A 15,256-nucleotide genomic window follows, 5' to 3' on the forward strand; every position below is an offset into this window, starting at 1 on the left:
TGGCGAGGTCGTCCGCGCGCGCATCGGGGACAGCGGCCAAGAGTCATGTGGGAGGGACGGGTTCCGATGACACTGCTGTACGAGTCGACGCCAAGACCGTTCGCCGAAGGCGGGGAACCCCGGCTCACCCGGCTCCCGCCCTTCGTCGAGACGGTCTTCGACTGTCTGCCACGGGCGGACCAGCGCAAGTGGGCGCAGCAGTACATCAGGGCACTGCTGCAGACACCGGGCAAGAAGTCGGTGCGGCGGCTGGCGGAATCCGTCAGCGACTCCCCCACGGCCTCGCAGGCCATGCACCAATTCGTGAACGCCAGCCCCTGGGACTGGCTGGCGGTACGTCAGGGTCTGCTGCGCTGGGTGCAGCGGACCAGCCCGACGGTGACGGCCTGGACGCTGGTCCCCGCTTTCATCCCCAAGCGGGGCGAGCACTCCGCCGGAGTCCACCGAAGGTTCAACCCCCTGCTCCGTCGGGTGTCGAACTGCCAGCTCGGGATGGTCGTGCTGGCCACGGGCGAACACGGCCCGCTGCCGCTCGACTGGAACCTGTACATCCCTCACGAGTGGGCGGCGGACTCCCCACTGCGGTCCAAGGTGCGGGTGCCGGAGGAGGTCTGCGGGCCCCTGTGGTCGCAGGCCACCGAACTCCTGCGACGCGTCGCCTCGTGGTCTCCTGACCGACAGGTCCCCGTCACGGCCGAACTGTCCTGGCTGCCGGACCGCGAGTCCTTCCTCGCTCACCTGGAGCGGAGCGAGCAGCCCTTCGTGGTCGAAGTCCCCGACACCGTGCACGTCCAGCGTGTGACATCCCAGCCGGCCAACTCACCGGCACTCACCGTACGGGAGCTGCTCACGGAGCACGGGACCGCGGACGAAGGAGAGCGGCAGCACGTCCTCGGCCTCCCGGTGACCCTTCCCGGTCCCGCGACGGAACGTGTCCGGCTGCGGTTGCTGGCTCAGCGAAGGCCGAACGGTCCGGCACGGACGTGGCTGACGAACCTGGTCGACCGACCGCTGCCCGATTTGCTGCCGCTGATGCGACAGTCGCGGCTCGCGGAGAGCGTGGTCGACACCCTGAGCGCGGACTTCGGGCTGCAGGACTTCGAGGGCCGGTCGTTCCCCGGCTGGCATCGCCACACCACCTTGGTGTCCGCCGCCTACACCTACGCCCAGGTCCGCGCCGACCACTCCTGACAGCGCAGACACGAGGGCGGCGCCCGGCCGGCCCGCCAACGGCCGTATGCCCAGCGACGCCCGCCGGCCCGGCGTACTCAGCGCACGTCCGCGGCCAGGCCGCGCAGTACGGCGCGCCAGACCTCGGCGAAGTCAGGAGCCACCGGGACGCCCTCGGCTGCGCTCCTGGCTTCTCTCGTGGCCCCCTCCACCGCGTGCAGGATGAGATACACGGCGGTGGTCGGCCGTACGTCGTCGGCCAGTTCACCGTTGTCGGAGGCCCGCTCCAGCAGCCGCAGGACCTCCGCGCGCCAGGTGCTGGGCCAGCCGGAGTCGACGTGGCCCTCCTCGACCAGGCGCGTAGCGGCCCGGGTGAGCACGTTGTTCCGCAGTGCTGTCGCCACCTGGAGCACGAGGACGGAGAGGTCATGGAGGGGGTGACCGGTGTCGGAGCGTGCCGCGCGGATGCGTTGCAGTTCACCGACGCCTTCCTCCACCACGGCCGACGCCAGTTCCGCCTTGGAGTGGAAATGGAACGTGAGGGCCCCCAGCGTGACGCCTGCTTCGGCGCAGACGGAGTTGAGCACCGTGCCGACGTAGCCGTACCGGTCGAAGTGGTGTGCAGCTGCCAGGACGAGGTTCGCGCGGGTTCTGGCGGCTTTCTCTCTGTTCTTCATGGTGGGGCCTCGATGATCACGACGACCGGCCGCGGGCGGCGCGGGCCCGTGGCAGTAGCTCGACGGGCGGTATGACCCTACGGCGAACGCAGGTCAACGAGCATGAGAACAGCGGGAGTTGGCAACTTTCTGGGCAAGTCCACCGGCTGAGCGCGGGCCACTGGCGCAGGGCGAGCCGCTACCGGGCGGTCCATCCTCCGTCGACCGGGATGACGGCGCCCGTGGTGAACGACGCTCGGTCGGAGCAGAGCCAGGCGGCCGTCTGAGCGATCTCGACGGGGTCCGCCAGACGCTGTTGGATGGCGCGCTCGGTGAAAGGCTTGAAGAGCGAGGGGGTGTGGGAGAGTACCTCGTCCATCAGCTCGGTCCGGGTGCTGCCGACGACCAGCGCGTTGACGCGGATGTGCTGCTTCACGTACTCGTCGGCCGCGGCCCGGCTCAGGCCGATGACGGCATGCTTGGCGGCTATGTAGGGGGCAGAGGCGCCGGTCGCGCGGACTCCGGCGACGCTCGAGGTGTTCACGATGGAGCCGCCGCCGTGTTCGAGCATCACGGCTATCTGGGCCCGCATCGCGTTCCACACGCCGCGGGCATTGACGTCCATGATGCGCTCGTACTCGTCGTCGCCCATCAGGTGCATCGGGGTTCCGGTGGAGGTCCACCCCGCGTTGTTGAAGGCGGCGTCGAGGCTGCCGAACGTCTCCAGTGCCGTCCGCACGGCCGCACGCATGTCCTCGGCGCGGGTGACGTCGGCCACCACGGCGGTGGCCTGACCACCTGCTGCGCCGATCTTGTCCACGATCTCGAGCAGCCGGTCCGCACGGCGGGCGGTCAGCACCACGCGGGCCTCCTCCTGGGCGAAGAGCTGTGCCGCCGCCGCACCGATGCCACTGCTCGCTCCGGTGATCAGTACCGTCTTGCCGTGCAGCAGGCCTCGTACGGACATGGGTCTCCTTCATGCAGGCACCGCTCCTCCCCTGCCCGGGGGAGAGTGCAGCGCTTCGGTGTGTCTGGCGTACCTGGAACGAAGATCGTCACGCGAAGGGCTTCGGCTGGCAAGCCGAGCCGTGGCTGGATCTCATTCCTCCTGCTCGTCTCACCGGTCTCATGCGAAGCGGTCCATATGGTCGGCCGCCCACGCGGCGAAGGTGGTCGTGGGCCTCCCCGTGAGTCGCTCGACCGTGTCCGTGGTCCGAGCCTTGGCACCGGCCAACTGCCGCTCGGCGCTTGCGAGCAGAGCGTCCGCCATCGTCGGCGAGTACCGGCGCGAGTAGCGCGCGTGCGCCTCCGCACGGGACAGCGCCCGGCAGACGAGGGGCCGCTCCAGCAGTTCGGCCAGGACGGCGGACTGTTCGTGGGCCGAGAGCGGCTGAGGGCCCGTGAGCTGGTAGGACTGGAAATGGTGCTCGGCATCGCCCAGGACCCGGGCAGCCGCCTGCGCGACGTCCTCCGGTGCGATGCACGCGTTACGGCTGTGAGGGTGCAACGCGTAGGTGGCACCGCGGCTTCGGATGCTCGACGCCCAGGCCAGGGCATGTGACATGAACGAACGTGGCTGGATCATGGTCCACGGGATGCCGCTTTTCTTGATCCGCTCCTCGTTGCTCCGCTGCCACGTGGTGACGAGGTCGTGCGCCGCGCTGTCGTGCACCGCCGCCGCGGAGAGTTTGACGATGTGCCCCACCGAGGCGTCGACGGCCGCCCGCACTATGTTCCGGTCGTGTTCGGGGCGGGTGGGTTCGTTCGTCACGACGAAGAGGGCGTCGGCGCCGCGAAATGCGGCGACGAGGCTCTCGGGAGCGTCGTAGTCACAGGCGACGTGGGTGACGCCGGGACGCTGCGTGGTGGCGCGAGGCGTGCGACTCGTAAGGGTGACGCGGTGGTGGGCCGCGAGATGCCGAACCACCAGCGGGGCGATCTGGCCGGTGGCTCCGGTGAGGACGATGTGCCGGGATGTGGTTGCGTTCACGGTCCTGTGTCGGGGATGCGCTCGGGATCGATCTGGATGTCGTGCAGCATCGAATCGGCAGCGACACCGGGCAACAGTAGTTCCCACATGTCGCTGACGCGTTCCATGAGGTCGGCTCGCTTGGTGGCGAGGTGCGCGTAGACCTGCATGCCGGTACAGGCGCCGACGACGAAACGGGCCACCCGGTCGGGACTGACGGACGCACGGAGTTCACCGCCCGCTCGGGCCACGTCGAGGTGGCTGCGCATGAGCGCCCGCCATTCCTCGAAGGAGGTGGCGTCGTTCATGCCGTGGCTGCCCTGTTCGACGGCGAGGCGGACTCCGGCCCGCAGGATCGGATCCCGTTTCATACGGTCCGCCCACACCAGAGTGATGTCGACCACACGCTGCAACCCCGTGGACTCGAGGTGGGGTTCTATCGTCGCCGGCTGGGCGTTCATCAACGCTTCGGCCAGGCCCTGCTTCGAGCCGAAGTGGAAGTAGAGCGCGCCAAGGGTGAGCCCCGCCCGTTCCACGATCTGGGTCACCGCCGCCCTCTCGTAGCCGGCCTCGTCGAAGACCTCAGCCGCCGCCAGCAGGATCCTCTGTCTCGTCCGAGCGGCTCTCTCCGCCTTGACAGTTGGCACTCTCAACCACTCCTCGACAGACATAGATAACGTACTTTATGTTAGCGGTACCGCTGCCAAGCAGGCCATCCGATCAGGGGGAAAGGGCCGGCATGTCGAACTCTTGCGGTCTCGGACACGACGGACCGCGACTGACCGAAAGGGTTCCTCAGGAACTCGTCCACAAGCTTGCGTCCGAAGAGGTGCTGCTCACCGGCTGGACCACTCACGACGACGACCGGCACACCGTCCACGCCCGGTGGCCCGGCTTCCACACCTTCTACTGGCCTCGCAACCGACGCTTCGACCCTCTGCTCTTCGTCGAAACGGTTCGCCAGACGTTCCCGCTGCTCTCTCACGTCGCCTACGGCGTGCCCTTCGGTAGCCATTTAGTCTGGGACGACTTCAGTTTCGAGGTCGCGCCATGGGCCATGCTGGTCCCGCGCGCCCCGGCCGACGTCGTCCTGGAGATCACGTGCACGGACGTCCGGACCCGAAAGGGCTGCCTGGTCTCGATGACCATGGACGCGGCCGCCAGCCTGAACGGACGCCGCATCGGGAACGCCCGCACCCGCTTCACCAACCACTCCCCCGCCGTCTACCGGCGGCTACGCGGCAGACGGGATCTCGCCGAAAAGCACCACGGGGCTTCTCCGCTCCCGCCGGCCGTGCTGCCCGCCACTGTCGGACACTGCCTGCCCGAGAACGTGGTACTTGCGAGCACCGAACGCTCCGACCGATGGCAGCTGCGCGCCGACACGGACCACGCCGTCCTGTTCGACCACCCTGTCGACCACGCGCCCGGCATGCTTCTCCTGGAAGCCCTGCGCCAGGCCGCCCACGCGACTTGCTCCGCCACGAACAGCATGGTGACGGGGATGTCCGTGTCCTTCGAGAACTGGGTGGAACTGGACGCCGCAGCCTGGATCTCGGTCAAGCCCCTGCGCCACAACGTGCTGCGGGCCGTCATAGAACAGGAACACGGGACCGGCCTGAGCGGTGAGGTCACGATCGAGGCCGTCCCGGCCCGGACGGCCGGATCCCCCCGCCCGCTCGGACCGCTTGAACCTCCGCACGGGACCGACGCGCCCCACTCCTCGTCCGACGCCGGCCGGGAAGCCGTAGGTCTCGTCGGTTACGCGGCTGCGGCCGGTTGCGGGGTCGGCTGATCGACATGCCGAGGGCAGGAGGCCCTGGGCGCCACGATCACCTGCGACAACGCGACGAGGACCGCGACCGTCGGGTCGAGACCCTCGCTTGCGCATCGTTGCCACGAGTGTCCGAGGGGTGTGCTGACCACTGACGCCACGGTCGTGGCGGCGCAAGGGAAGCGCTACCCCTGCTGAGGCGTGCCGGGAGACAGGGTGACCCGCAGGATGGCGTGACGTGACACCTGGCTGCCGGGCGAGGGTGTCTGCTCACATACTCGGCCGACGGGCGTGCCGGGACGAGGGCACGCTCGGTGTCGGACGGGCTGGACGCGTACGCCGACCGCCTGGGCGCTCGATCGGGCTTCGGTCATCGACTCGCCGATCAGCGAGGGTGCCGCGACCCGGGGACGCGCAGGGGTGTCGCATTCGGTGATCACGTAGGTGCCCGCGGCGGCCACCAGCAGCAGCGCCATCGCCTGGAGTGGCCGGCGGATGCGCCGTCGGCGCACGGGGCGTTCTTTCCCGGGATCCCCGGACGGCGTTGGCTGGGTGTGCCGCACCGTCGCAGGCGGAGCCGCCGGCGCCGAGGTGACCGCCGTGGCACGGCCTGCCAGTACCTTCCCGATGGCGTCGCGCATCTCTTCGGCGGTCTGGTACCGGTCCGCACGGTCCTTGGCCAGCGCGCGCAGCACCAGGGTGTCGTAGGCGGCAGGCAGCTGCGGGGTGTGGGCGGAGGGGGGCACCGGTGGTTCCGAGAGGTGCTTCATGGCCACGGCGAGCGGGGTGTCACCGGTGAACGGGGGCCGGCGGGTGAGCAGTTCGTACAGCAGACAGCCGGTCGAGTACAGGTCGGTGCGGAAGTCCACCTGCTCGCCCCGGGCCTGTTCCGGCGAGAGGTACTCGGGCGTGCCCACCACCACCGAGGTGCGGGTGAGGGTCGTACCGGCCCGGTCCACCGAGCGGGCGATGCCGAAATCCGTCACCTTCACGGTGCCCTCGCGGGAGAGCATGACGTTCGCCGGTTTGATGTCCCGGTGGACGATGCCGTGGCGGTGCGCGTGATCGAGCGCCTCCAGTACGCCGGCCGTGAGCTCCAGGGCGTGCTCGGGTCCGGTGATCCGTGCCTCGCGCACGAATTGGAGCAGCGTGGCGCCCTGGACGTACTCCATCACGAGGTACGGGACCAGATGGCCGTCGACCGTGTCCTCGCCCGCGTCGTAGACGGCGACGACGGACGGGTGGCCCAACAGGGCCGCCGAGACGACCTCACGGCGGAAACGCGCCCAGTGTTCGGCATCAGCCGCCAGTTCCGGCCGGAGCGTCTTCACGGCGACCGGGCGGAACAGCAACACGTCGTAAGCCAGCCATACCTCGGCCATCCCCCCTCGGCCCAGGACCTGTTCCAGCCGGTAGCGTCCGCCCAGATGACGTGAACGATCCACGGTGCTCCCCCTCGTTGCCGACTTCCGCCGAGGCACCGTAGGGGCGGTTCTTGTGGGAACTCTGTGATCCGGGGCCGGCCCTGTGGGGCGTCCCGGCAGTGGTCGGGGTCAGCCGTCGACGCGACCCGAGCCGAAACCCACGTCCGTGCTTGCGCAGTTCAGCGTGGATGTGCGGGTGGCGGCTCGGGCCTCGGGGCGGGTGCGGGGCCGTGCGGGAGGTCGCGCTGCCCCGGCCGGTGGTGAACCGGATGCCGGAGCCCATGGTTCCGGGTTCTGTGCGGCGCCGCGCCGACCCGTCAGCGAAGCAGGTGCTCGGCGGGCCGGAACGGGGGCTGCACCGGCGTGCGGCGTGCTCGTCCCGGCATCACGGTTACACAGTCAGGACGAACCGGTGATGGATCGGTCTGGACTGTGTGATCAGATGTTTGACACGTGAGGGGACCCGGTGATGGGGCCACGAAGAAGGTAATGGGGGGAGCGCGCGGCCTTTGCGTCGCGGCGCTCCGGCGACAACGCAAGGAGCGATGTTTTGCGCAGGCACGCACAGCTGTGGGGGAAGAGGCACACGACCACGAGCCGGGTCAGGACCGGCATCGGGATCGCGCTGGTGTCCGGCGCGGTGCTCGCGACGACGAGCGCGTGCGGCACCACTGCCCATTCGGCGGGCACGTCCAACGGCAAGGCGGCCTCAGCGGCCGCGGCGAAGGCCGGCGCCAGCCCCAAGCCGAGCAGGCCGGCAGGGCCGCCGATGCTCCTGGAGTCCATCACCCCGCAGAGCGGCACCACCGTCGGTGTGGCTATGCCGGTGTCGGTGGTCTTCAGCCGGCCGGTCGCCGCCTCCGCACGCGCCACGATCGAGAAAGCCCTCAAGATCACGACGTCGGTTCCGACCACCGGCGCGTGGCACTGGTTCAGCGGTACACGCGTCGACTTCCGTCCGGAGACCTACTGGAAGCCGGGCACCAAGGTCACCGTCGACGCCGAGCTGACCGGCGTCACCGACGGCAACGGCCGGTACGGAACGCACGGTTACCGTCACGCCTTCACCATCAGTGACGACAACGAGGCCAAGGTGTCGGTGACGGGCCACACCATGCAGGTCACGCACGACGGCACGGTCGTGAAGACCCTCCCCATCGACGCGGGCAGCACGGTCTTCCCCTCCTGGGACGGCACCATGGCGGTCATCGACAAGGAGGCCAAGGTCCGCATGACCTCCTGCAGCGTCGGCATCAGCTGCACCAAGGGCGACCCGAACTACTACGACCTGACTCTCCCCTGGGACGTTCACCTCACTACCTCCGGCACCTACGTCCACTACTCCAGCGGCGACCCGCAACCCGGCCACGGCGAAGGCTCGCACGGCTGCGTACACCTTTCGCTGTCCGACGCCAAGTGGTTCTACGACTTCATCAAGCAGGGCGACCCGATAACCATCACCGGCTCGCCCCGCGGCAAGGCGGCGGGCGACAACGGCTACGCGGACTTCAACCTGTCCTGGTCCCAGTGGCTCCAGAACAGCGGCACCGGTCAGACGACGACCCACGCCTCCTGATCCCGCGGGTCCCTGCATGAGGGCGGGGCACGGCGGCACCTCTCCCGGGAGCAGCCGTGCCCGGACCGTCTCACCGTCGTCGTTGTCTGACGGGAACCAGGTGACCGTCGCTCCCGGCGGCTGTGCGTGCATCGGGCCGCCGCCCTTCTCACCGGCGATGGCGGCCTCGCACGCGCTCATGTGCTGGAAGGGCGCGCCGGTTCGGGCACGTACGTCGCCGAGCCCGGCACCGGGTACGGGCGGTCCGTCCGTCCGCGCGTGAGCGGCCCGACGGGTCGCCGTTCCGGGCGGACACGAAGGCCGTGGGCAGGCAAGGGGACCGGGAGAGCGGGACCGAGGCCAAGGTGCCCGCGGCGGCTCGGCATCGGCGCCGGCGCCGGGGAGAGGGCCCCAGGCCGGGCAGGTGTGGTGGACCGGATGGCGAGCCTGATGCCTTCACAAGAAGGAGATGCGGTGTTCGCGCCGCCGGCCACGCGTCATCAGGGGCCACTTGAATTACAGTCGAGAGGCCGTACGTTCGCATTCTGGCGTCTGCACACGACGTGCTCCACGAAGACCGGACAACGGGGCAGATATGGATCCGCAGCTCGTCGCTCTGTCGAGTACCGCCGGAAGCACCCTGGTGACGCTCATGGTCACGGACGGCTGGCAGCAGGCCCGGGACAAGGCCGTACGGCTGTGGCAGCAGTTCCGCCCCGCGAACGCCGTCGCCATGGCGGACGAGCTCGATGCGGCGCGCGTCGCCGTCGTGGCCGCCAGGCGGTCCGGGATACGGATCGACGAAGAAGCACTGCGTGTGGAATGGGGACGCCGGGTCGGCGAGTTACTGGCGTCGCACCAGGACGCCGAACCAGCACTCCGAGCGGTCCTCGCCGACTGGGAGGCCGCGTCCGGCGCTCAGGCCGTGGGCGGAAACCTCCATCTGGAGGCCCACGCGACGGACAGCAGCCGTGTCTACCAGGCCGGCCGCGACCAGCACATCACCGAACGTTGAGCGTCGGGGACGGGCCGGCACCCCGTCGGGATCCGGCAGGTGACGGGCCTGACGGGCAGGCCTTCCTGTATGCCGAGGCGTCGGACGAGGCACGTGTCTTCCAGGCGGCCGGCGACCAGTACATCGTGGAAGTCCGTGATCTCCGTGCCACCTTCGTCATGGATCAGGGCCACATCCACCGGGTCGGCAGACCGACGGCGGACGAGGACTGCCCCTATCCCGGCCTGGAGCCGTTCGGCCTCGAACAGGCCGACTGGTACTTCGGCAGGGAAGAGCTGATCGCCGACCTGACCACGCGCCTGGACGGCAGCGTCGCCGACCGCACCCCGCTGGTGGTCGTCGCGCCCTCGGGCGCGGGCAAGTCCTCGCTCCTGCGGGCCGGCCTGCTGCCCGCGATCGAGCGTGGCGACCTGCCCGCCGCGGGTTCGCGGCACTGGCAGCGTCTGGTGTTCACCCCCACCCACAGCCCGATGAGGGCCCTGACCGCGCACTTCGCCATGCTGAGCGGCCCCCGGGGGGACGCCGCCGAGCCGTTGGACTGGCGTGCGGCGGACAGGGACGTCCGCCGGTCGGCGCTCCGGCGGTCCCTCGGCCGGAACGCGGCCGCCCCCGACTCGCGGGTCGTCGTGATCGTGGACCAGCTCGAGGAGATCTTCACCCAGTGCGAGGACGAGGAGGAGCGGCGGGCCTTCGTCGAGGAGCTGGCGTGGCTGGCTGATCCGGGGGACGGGCATGAGCCGGTCGGTCTGGTCGTCCTGGGGCTGCGGGCCGATTTCTACGGGCCCTGTGCCGACCATCCGTGGCTGCGCACCGCGGTGGAGCGCAACCAGGTCTTCCTGGGCCCGATGTCACGGTCCGAACTGCGGGACGCGATCGAGCTCCCCGCGCACCAGGTCGGTCTTGAGGTCGAACCGGGCTTGGTTGAGGTGCTGTTACGGGACCTCGGCGTATCAGGCACCGAGACCGGCGGCCGGGACGGGAGCGCCGAGTACCCCGAGGACTACGAGGCCGGGCGGTTGCCGCTGCTGGCTCACGCGCTGCGCGCCACATGGATGCAGCGCGACGACGGCCGGCTGACCATCCGCGGGTACCAGGCGACCCAGGGGATCGAACACGCGGTGGCGGACACTGCCGAGCGGGCCTTCGCGCAGCTGGGGCCGGCCGAGGAGGCCACGAAGAGTGTCTTCCTGCGTCTGGTGACGGTCACCGAGGGCTCCGAACACTCCAGACGACGGGTGCTGCGGGCCGACCTGCTGCGTTCGGAGGCCGATCCGCAGGCGGCGCGGACGGTCCTCGACGCATTCACCGGGGCCCGGCTCCTCACCCAGGACCGGGACACCGTCGCCATCACGCACGAGGTGCTGCTGCGCGTGTGGCCGCGGCTCAAGGGATGGATCAACGACGACCGGATCGGCAACGTCGTACGTCAGGAACTGCGCGATGCCGCCTTCTCCTGGGAGCGGGCCGGACACGACAACGATCTCCTGTACCGGGGAGGCCGGTTGGAGACCGCGGCGGCGAGCATCACGAATTCGGGGGACGTGGACCAGGTGACGCGGGCGTTCCTCACCGCCTCGACCGGCCGCGCCAAGCGCGCCACCCGGATCCGCCGCGGGATCACCGCCGTCCTGGTCACCCTCTTTCTCCTGGCCTCCACGGCCGCCGTGTTCGCCTTTCAGCAACGCGGCGAGGCGCTGACCGAGCGGGACACCGCGATCTTCAGCCAGATCACCGCGGAAGCGGACCGGCTGCGGGGCACCGATTCATCGCTCGCTGCCCAACTCGACCTGGTCGCCTACCGGATGCACCCGAAACCGGATCTTTACGCACATCTCATCACCAACGCCTCGACGACGCTGTCCACGCCCGTGTCCTCGGGCATCGGGGCCGTCGTCTCGGTGGCGATCACGGCCGACGGGCGCACCATGGCCACCGGCGGCAACGGCAACGCGGTCAGGCTCTGGAACATCACCGACCCCACCCACCCGGTGGCCCTGGGCCAACCGCTGCCCGTGCACGCCGACATCACCGAATCCGTGGCGTTCAGTCCGGACGGCCGCATCTTGGCGGCGGGCGGCAACGACGCGACCATCCGACTGTGGAACGTCACCGATCCCGCCCGCCCCGTGGCCCTGGGACAGCCTCTGACCGGCCACACCAACACGGTCGGGGCGGTGGCGTTCAGCCCGGACGGACGGGTGCTGGCCAGCGGCAGCGCCGACAAGACGATCAGGCTGTGGAGCATGGCCGATCCCGCGCGCCCGGTGCTCCTGGGACGCCCTCTCGTCGGCCACACCGACCTGGTCACGTCGGTGGCCTTCCGCGCCGACGGGCGGGTGCTGGCCAGCGGCAGCTTCGATCACTCGGTGCGGCTGTGGAACGTGGCCGACCCGGCCCACGCGTCGGCTCTGGGCCGTCCGCTGTACGGCCACGGCGCCAGCCTGATCGCGACGGTGGCCTTCAGCCCCGACGGACACACCCTGGCCAGTGGCGGTGGCGACAACCGGGTCCGGCTGTGGAACGTGGTCGATCCCGCGCACACCGTCATGCTGGGCCAACTCCTCGGACACACCGGAGGCATCACGTCGGTGACCTTCAGCCAGAGCGGGCAGACGCTGGCCAGCGCCGGCTACGACGGCTCGATCAAGCTGTGGAACGTGGCCTTCCCGGACGACCCCGTGGCGCGCGGTGGGGAGCTGGTCGGCCACACGGGAGCGGTTCTCGCGCTGGGCTTCAGCCACAACGGCCACACCCTGGTCAGCGGCAGTGCCGACAACACGGTGCGGGTGTGGTCCTTCCCTCCCCGGCTGATCACCTCCTACAGCCGCTCGATCGCGTCCCTCGCGTTCAGCCCGGACGGGCACACGCTGGCCAGCGGCAGCGCCGACCGGAAGCTCAGGCTGTGGAACGTCACCGACCCGGCCCGTCCTTCCACGCTCGGCCGCCCCCTGACCGTCGACGCCCCCGCGACGATCTCGTCGTTGGCGTTCAGCCCCGACGGCCACATCCTCGCGGGCGGCAGCGCCGACGGCACGGTGAAGCTGTGGAACACGACCGACCCGGCCCGCACCACAGTCCTGGGCCGGCAACTGCTCACGGGCATGGGCCGGGTCATGTCCGTGACGTTCAGCCCGGACGGCCGCACCCTGGCCGTTGCGGGCCTGGACGGACTGATACAGCTCTGGAACCTGACCGACCCGGCGGACCCGGTCCCGTTCGGTCAGCCCCTGAGCGGTCACACCGGCGCCGTGACCTCGGTGCGGTTCAGCCCCGACGGCCACACCCTGGCCAGTGGCAGCTCGGACAAGACCATCCGGCTGTGGAACGTCACCGACCCGGCGAGCCCCGTGCCACTCGGTAGCCCTCTGACCGGCCACACCGGCCTCGTCCTCGCGGTGGCGTTCAGCCCCGACGGCCGCATCCTCGCCGGCGCCGGCTACGACAGCACGATCCGGCTGTGGAACGTCACCGACCCGGCCCACGCGGAACGGCTCGGCCAGCCCCTGACCGGCCACACCAGCTCCGTCCTGTCGGTGGCCTTCAGCCGTGACGGCCGCCGCCTGGCCAGTGGCGGCGGCGACAGCACGGTCCGGCTGTGGGACGTCACCGACCCGGCCCGCGCGCAGGCCCTGGGCCAACCCCTGACCGGGGCCTACAGCGCCGTCGAGTCGGTAGCGTTCAACCGCGACGGCCGCCTGGTCAGCGCCGGGGACGACGGTGTGATCAGGCTGTGGGACCTGAACGCCGAGCACGCCGCCCAGTGGATCTGCTCCACCACCCGCAACGTCCTCACACCCCGGCAGTGGCACAAGTACATCCCCCAGCTCCCCTACGCCCCACCGTGCCCGTGACGCTCCCCTGCCGGGACGGTCGAAGACCCTGACCAGACCACCGATGACCTGTGCATACGTCAGATGGGGACGACCGCGACACACAGCACGTGCACCGTCCGAAAAGCCCTGCCCGGCAACGTCACGGGGGATCGGCGCAGACCGTGGAACGCCAGAGGTCACATCCAGGCTCTGATCAGGCGAGGAAGGCGAACTGCTCGCGCCACGAGAACGCGGTGCTGCGCCGACGGCCCGGCGTACGGCCGCGCCTTCCCCGGCCGGACCCCGCCATGCGCGCGGCCCTCGGCCGGCACCTGCCGTCCCACCAGCGCAGACACCGTCCGGTCACCGCCTGGCCCGCGAGCACCCCACCTGGGGCCACCCCCGCGCTCAAGGTGAGCCGCGCCGCCTCGGCCACCGCGTCGGCGCATCCTCCGTCCGCAGCGTCCTGCGCAGCGCCGGCCTCGGCCCGGCACCCCGCCGGAGCCCCAACGCAGCCGCCGCATGGCGCGAGTTCCCGTGCGACCGGGCCTCAGGCTTGCGCTACCGCTACGCGACCGCGACCGCCGCTGCACCGAAGCGTTCGACGCGGTTTCACCGCCGACGGCATCGAGCTCCTCAAGAGCGCGCCCCAGGCGCCGAAGACGAACGCCCACCCCGAAGCTCGCGTCACGTAGCGAACGCCCAGGTCAGCGCACATCCGGAGCTTGGGAACCCGACACCGCACCCCGTACGTCGCCGCCATGCGCGAGGAGGCCGTCGCCCGCCTCCTCAACCCCCACAACCCCGGCGACCAGTGGATCGGGTCCAACGAACCCGCGCACGACCCGCCTCATCACCAAGGAACTCTTCGAGGCCGCCCGGCAAAGACCCAGGTCAGGGCGTGCGTCATGGCACAGATCCAGCGCAGCGGCGCACCGGCCCCCGGGACATCCGCCTCATCGCCACCGGGCGACCTCACGCCAGGACGCCTTCGGAACAGCCGACCCCGTAACACGGATCGGCGCGGGGATTTCGCAGCGACACGCGGTGGCCATGGGGTGAGCAGGCGTCAGTAGATCATCCGGAAGGCCTAATAGTCATTCAATCTGCCTTTTTTCTCTGGGCACTTCACATCCCGGCCGAGAGGAAGACAGCGCCACATATACCCCGATCGGCTCCCCGTCTCGAATCTTCGATATGACCGATATGACAGCTGTGAGTACGTTTGATCGCAGTCGGCTGACGAGCCGGCATCTTCGAGATACAAGACGGGAGAAGCGACATGAAGCTCGCTCGTTCCACCATGGTCACCGCCTCCGCCGGAGCCGCCGCGGCACTCGCCGTCACCGGCATCACCTACGCCTCGGCGGCCTCCGCCCCGGCGCCCCAGGCGGCCCCGGCGGCCGTCGCCCCGGCCACCGCCCCGCAGGCACCCCTCGGCGGCAACTCCGGACAGGGCAACAACAACAACGAAGGGCAGGGCAAGGGCAACGAAGGCAAGGGCAACGAAGGCCGTCGCGAGGAGGGCCGAGGCCACAGGGAGGAAGGCCGGATCCTGATCAACGAGCGGTCCTACTCCGCCCACCCCGGCGACTGCATCACCGTCGTCAGCGGCCTGGGCGCCAGGACCCTCAACGTCCGCAATGACAGCCACAAGCGTGTGGAGGTCTTCCGCGGAGCCGTCTGCGACAACGGTGCCCCCATCGCCACCGTCGGCCCCCACAGCGACAGCTTCGGCGTCGACCACCTCCGCACCAAGGGCATCCACATCAAGGACGGCAGCGTGGCCAGCTTCCGCGTGGACTGCGACCATGACGGCGGCGGCCGAGGCGAGGGAGGCCGAGGCGACGGTGGCGGCGACGGCGGCTGGGACGACTGATC

General features: G+C 70.1%; 11 protein-coding genes and 1 pseudogene. 7 read left to right on the forward strand and 5 right to left on the reverse strand.

The window, feature by feature from the left end; all coding sequences use genetic code 11:
* Positions 1 to 66 precede the first annotated feature (66 nt).
* Positions 67 to 1,191, forward strand: coding sequence for a transposase (locus ADK64_RS26730; RefSeq protein WP_053662764.1), 1,125 nt, complete (start codon positions 67 to 69; stop codon positions 1,189 to 1,191).
* Between the two features lie 77 nt (positions 1,192 to 1,268).
* Here the strand turns inward: ADK64_RS26730 and ADK64_RS26735 are convergent, their stop codons facing one another.
* From ADK64_RS26735 to ADK64_RS26750, 4 genes are all read right to left on the reverse strand, one after another.
* The gene (locus tag ADK64_RS26735; RefSeq protein ID WP_078992843.1) at positions 1,269 to 1,847 is read right to left on the reverse strand and encodes a TetR/AcrR family transcriptional regulator; all 579 of its coding nucleotides are present in this window, start codon (positions 1,845 to 1,847) and stop codon (positions 1,269 to 1,271) included.
* A 178-nt stretch (positions 1,848 to 2,025) separates the two neighbouring features.
* Complete coding sequence (locus ADK64_RS26740; protein ID WP_053662766.1) at positions 2,026 to 2,793, reverse strand: SDR family NAD(P)-dependent oxidoreductase; 768 nt, start codon at positions 2,791 to 2,793, stop codon at positions 2,026 to 2,028.
* Between the two features lie 159 nt (positions 2,794 to 2,952).
* Positions 2,953 to 3,816 carry an NAD(P)H-binding protein gene (locus ADK64_RS26745; RefSeq protein WP_053662768.1) on the reverse strand — a complete coding sequence of 288 codons (864 nt, stop codon included), beginning with the start codon at positions 3,814 to 3,816 and terminating at the stop codon, positions 2,953 to 2,955.
* The gene (locus ADK64_RS26750; RefSeq protein ID WP_053662770.1) at positions 3,813 to 4,442 is read right to left on the reverse strand and encodes a ScbR family autoregulator-binding transcription factor; all 630 of its coding nucleotides are present in this window, start codon (positions 4,440 to 4,442) and stop codon (positions 3,813 to 3,815) included. The genes ADK64_RS26745 and ADK64_RS26750 overlap by 4 nt, the downstream gene beginning before the upstream one ends.
* A 92-nt stretch (positions 4,443 to 4,534) precedes the next feature.
* Here ADK64_RS26750 and ADK64_RS26755 point away from each other — a divergent pair, with 92 nt between their 5' ends.
* Entirely contained in the window at positions 4,535 to 5,590 is a 1,056-nt protein-coding gene (locus tag ADK64_RS26755) for a ScbA/BarX family gamma-butyrolactone biosynthesis protein (protein WP_078992845.1), read from the forward strand.
* Positions 5,591 to 5,754: 164 nt separating this feature from the next.
* Here the strand turns inward: ADK64_RS26755 and ADK64_RS26760 are convergent, their stop codons facing one another.
* On the reverse strand, positions 5,755 to 7,014 hold the full coding sequence (locus ADK64_RS26760) for a protein kinase domain-containing protein (RefSeq protein WP_107093087.1): 1,260 nt from the start codon (positions 7,012 to 7,014) through the stop codon (positions 5,755 to 5,757).
* Positions 7,015 to 7,543: 529 nt separating this feature from the next.
* Here ADK64_RS26760 and ADK64_RS26765 point away from each other — a divergent pair.
* The 5 genes and pseudogenes from ADK64_RS26765 to ADK64_RS26785 all read left to right on the forward strand — a co-directional run bounded on the left by ADK64_RS26765 (position 7,544) and on the right by ADK64_RS26785 (position 15,254).
* A complete protein-coding gene (locus ADK64_RS26765) occupies positions 7,544 to 8,569 on the forward strand; it encodes a L,D-transpeptidase (protein WP_234384709.1) in 1,026 nt (341 codons plus the stop codon).
* Positions 8,570 to 8,689: 120 nt separating this feature from the next.
* A pseudogene (locus tag ADK64_RS47540) lies at positions 8,690 to 8,928 on the forward strand (GntR family transcriptional regulator); the annotation flags it as partial.
* Between the two features lie 215 nt (positions 8,929 to 9,143).
* A complete protein-coding gene (locus tag ADK64_RS46130; RefSeq protein WP_053662775.1) occupies positions 9,144 to 9,563 on the forward strand; it encodes a hypothetical protein in 420 nt (139 codons plus the stop codon).
* Positions 9,560 to 13,414 carry an AAA family ATPase gene (locus ADK64_RS26775; RefSeq protein ID WP_053662778.1) on the forward strand — a complete coding sequence of 1,285 codons (3,855 nt, stop codon included), beginning with the start codon at positions 9,560 to 9,562 and terminating at the stop codon, positions 13,412 to 13,414. The genes ADK64_RS46130 and ADK64_RS26775 overlap by 4 nt, the downstream gene beginning before the upstream one ends.
* Before the next feature lie 1,243 nt (positions 13,415 to 14,657).
* Positions 14,658 to 15,254: a hypothetical protein gene (locus ADK64_RS26785; RefSeq protein ID WP_063789951.1), complete on the forward strand. Its 597-nt coding sequence runs from the start codon at positions 14,658 to 14,660 to the stop codon at positions 15,252 to 15,254.
* The last annotated feature ends 2 nt before the right edge of the window (positions 15,255 to 15,256 follow it).

It is taken from the genome of Streptomyces sp. MMG1121, from assembly GCF_001280015.1.
In the GTDB taxonomy this organism is placed as follows: Bacteria; Actinomycetota; Actinomycetes; order Streptomycetales; family Streptomycetaceae; genus Streptomyces.

Excerpts from the sequence above, each read along its gene's own strand:
- ADK64_RS26740 (WP_053662766.1), bottom strand. The coding sequence starts at position 2,793 with ATGTCCGTACGAGGCCTGCTGCACGGCAAGACGGTACTGATCACCGGA.
- ADK64_RS46130 (WP_053662775.1), top strand. The coding sequence starts at position 9,144 with ATGGATCCGCAGCTCGTCGCTCTGTCGAGTACCGCCGGAAGCACCCTG.
- ADK64_RS26730 (WP_053662764.1), top strand. The coding sequence starts at position 67 with ATGACACTGCTGTACGAGTCGACGCCAAGACCGTTCGCCGAAGGCGGG.
- ADK64_RS26785 (WP_063789951.1), top strand. The coding sequence starts at position 14,658 with ATGAAGCTCGCTCGTTCCACCATGGTCACCGCCTCCGCCGGAGCCGCC.
- ADK64_RS26735 (WP_078992843.1), bottom strand. The coding sequence starts at position 1,847 with ATGAAGAACAGAGAGAAAGCCGCCAGAACCCGCGCGAACCTCGTCCTG.
- ADK64_RS26755 (WP_078992845.1), top strand. The coding sequence starts at position 4,535 with ATGTCGAACTCTTGCGGTCTCGGACACGACGGACCGCGACTGACCGAA.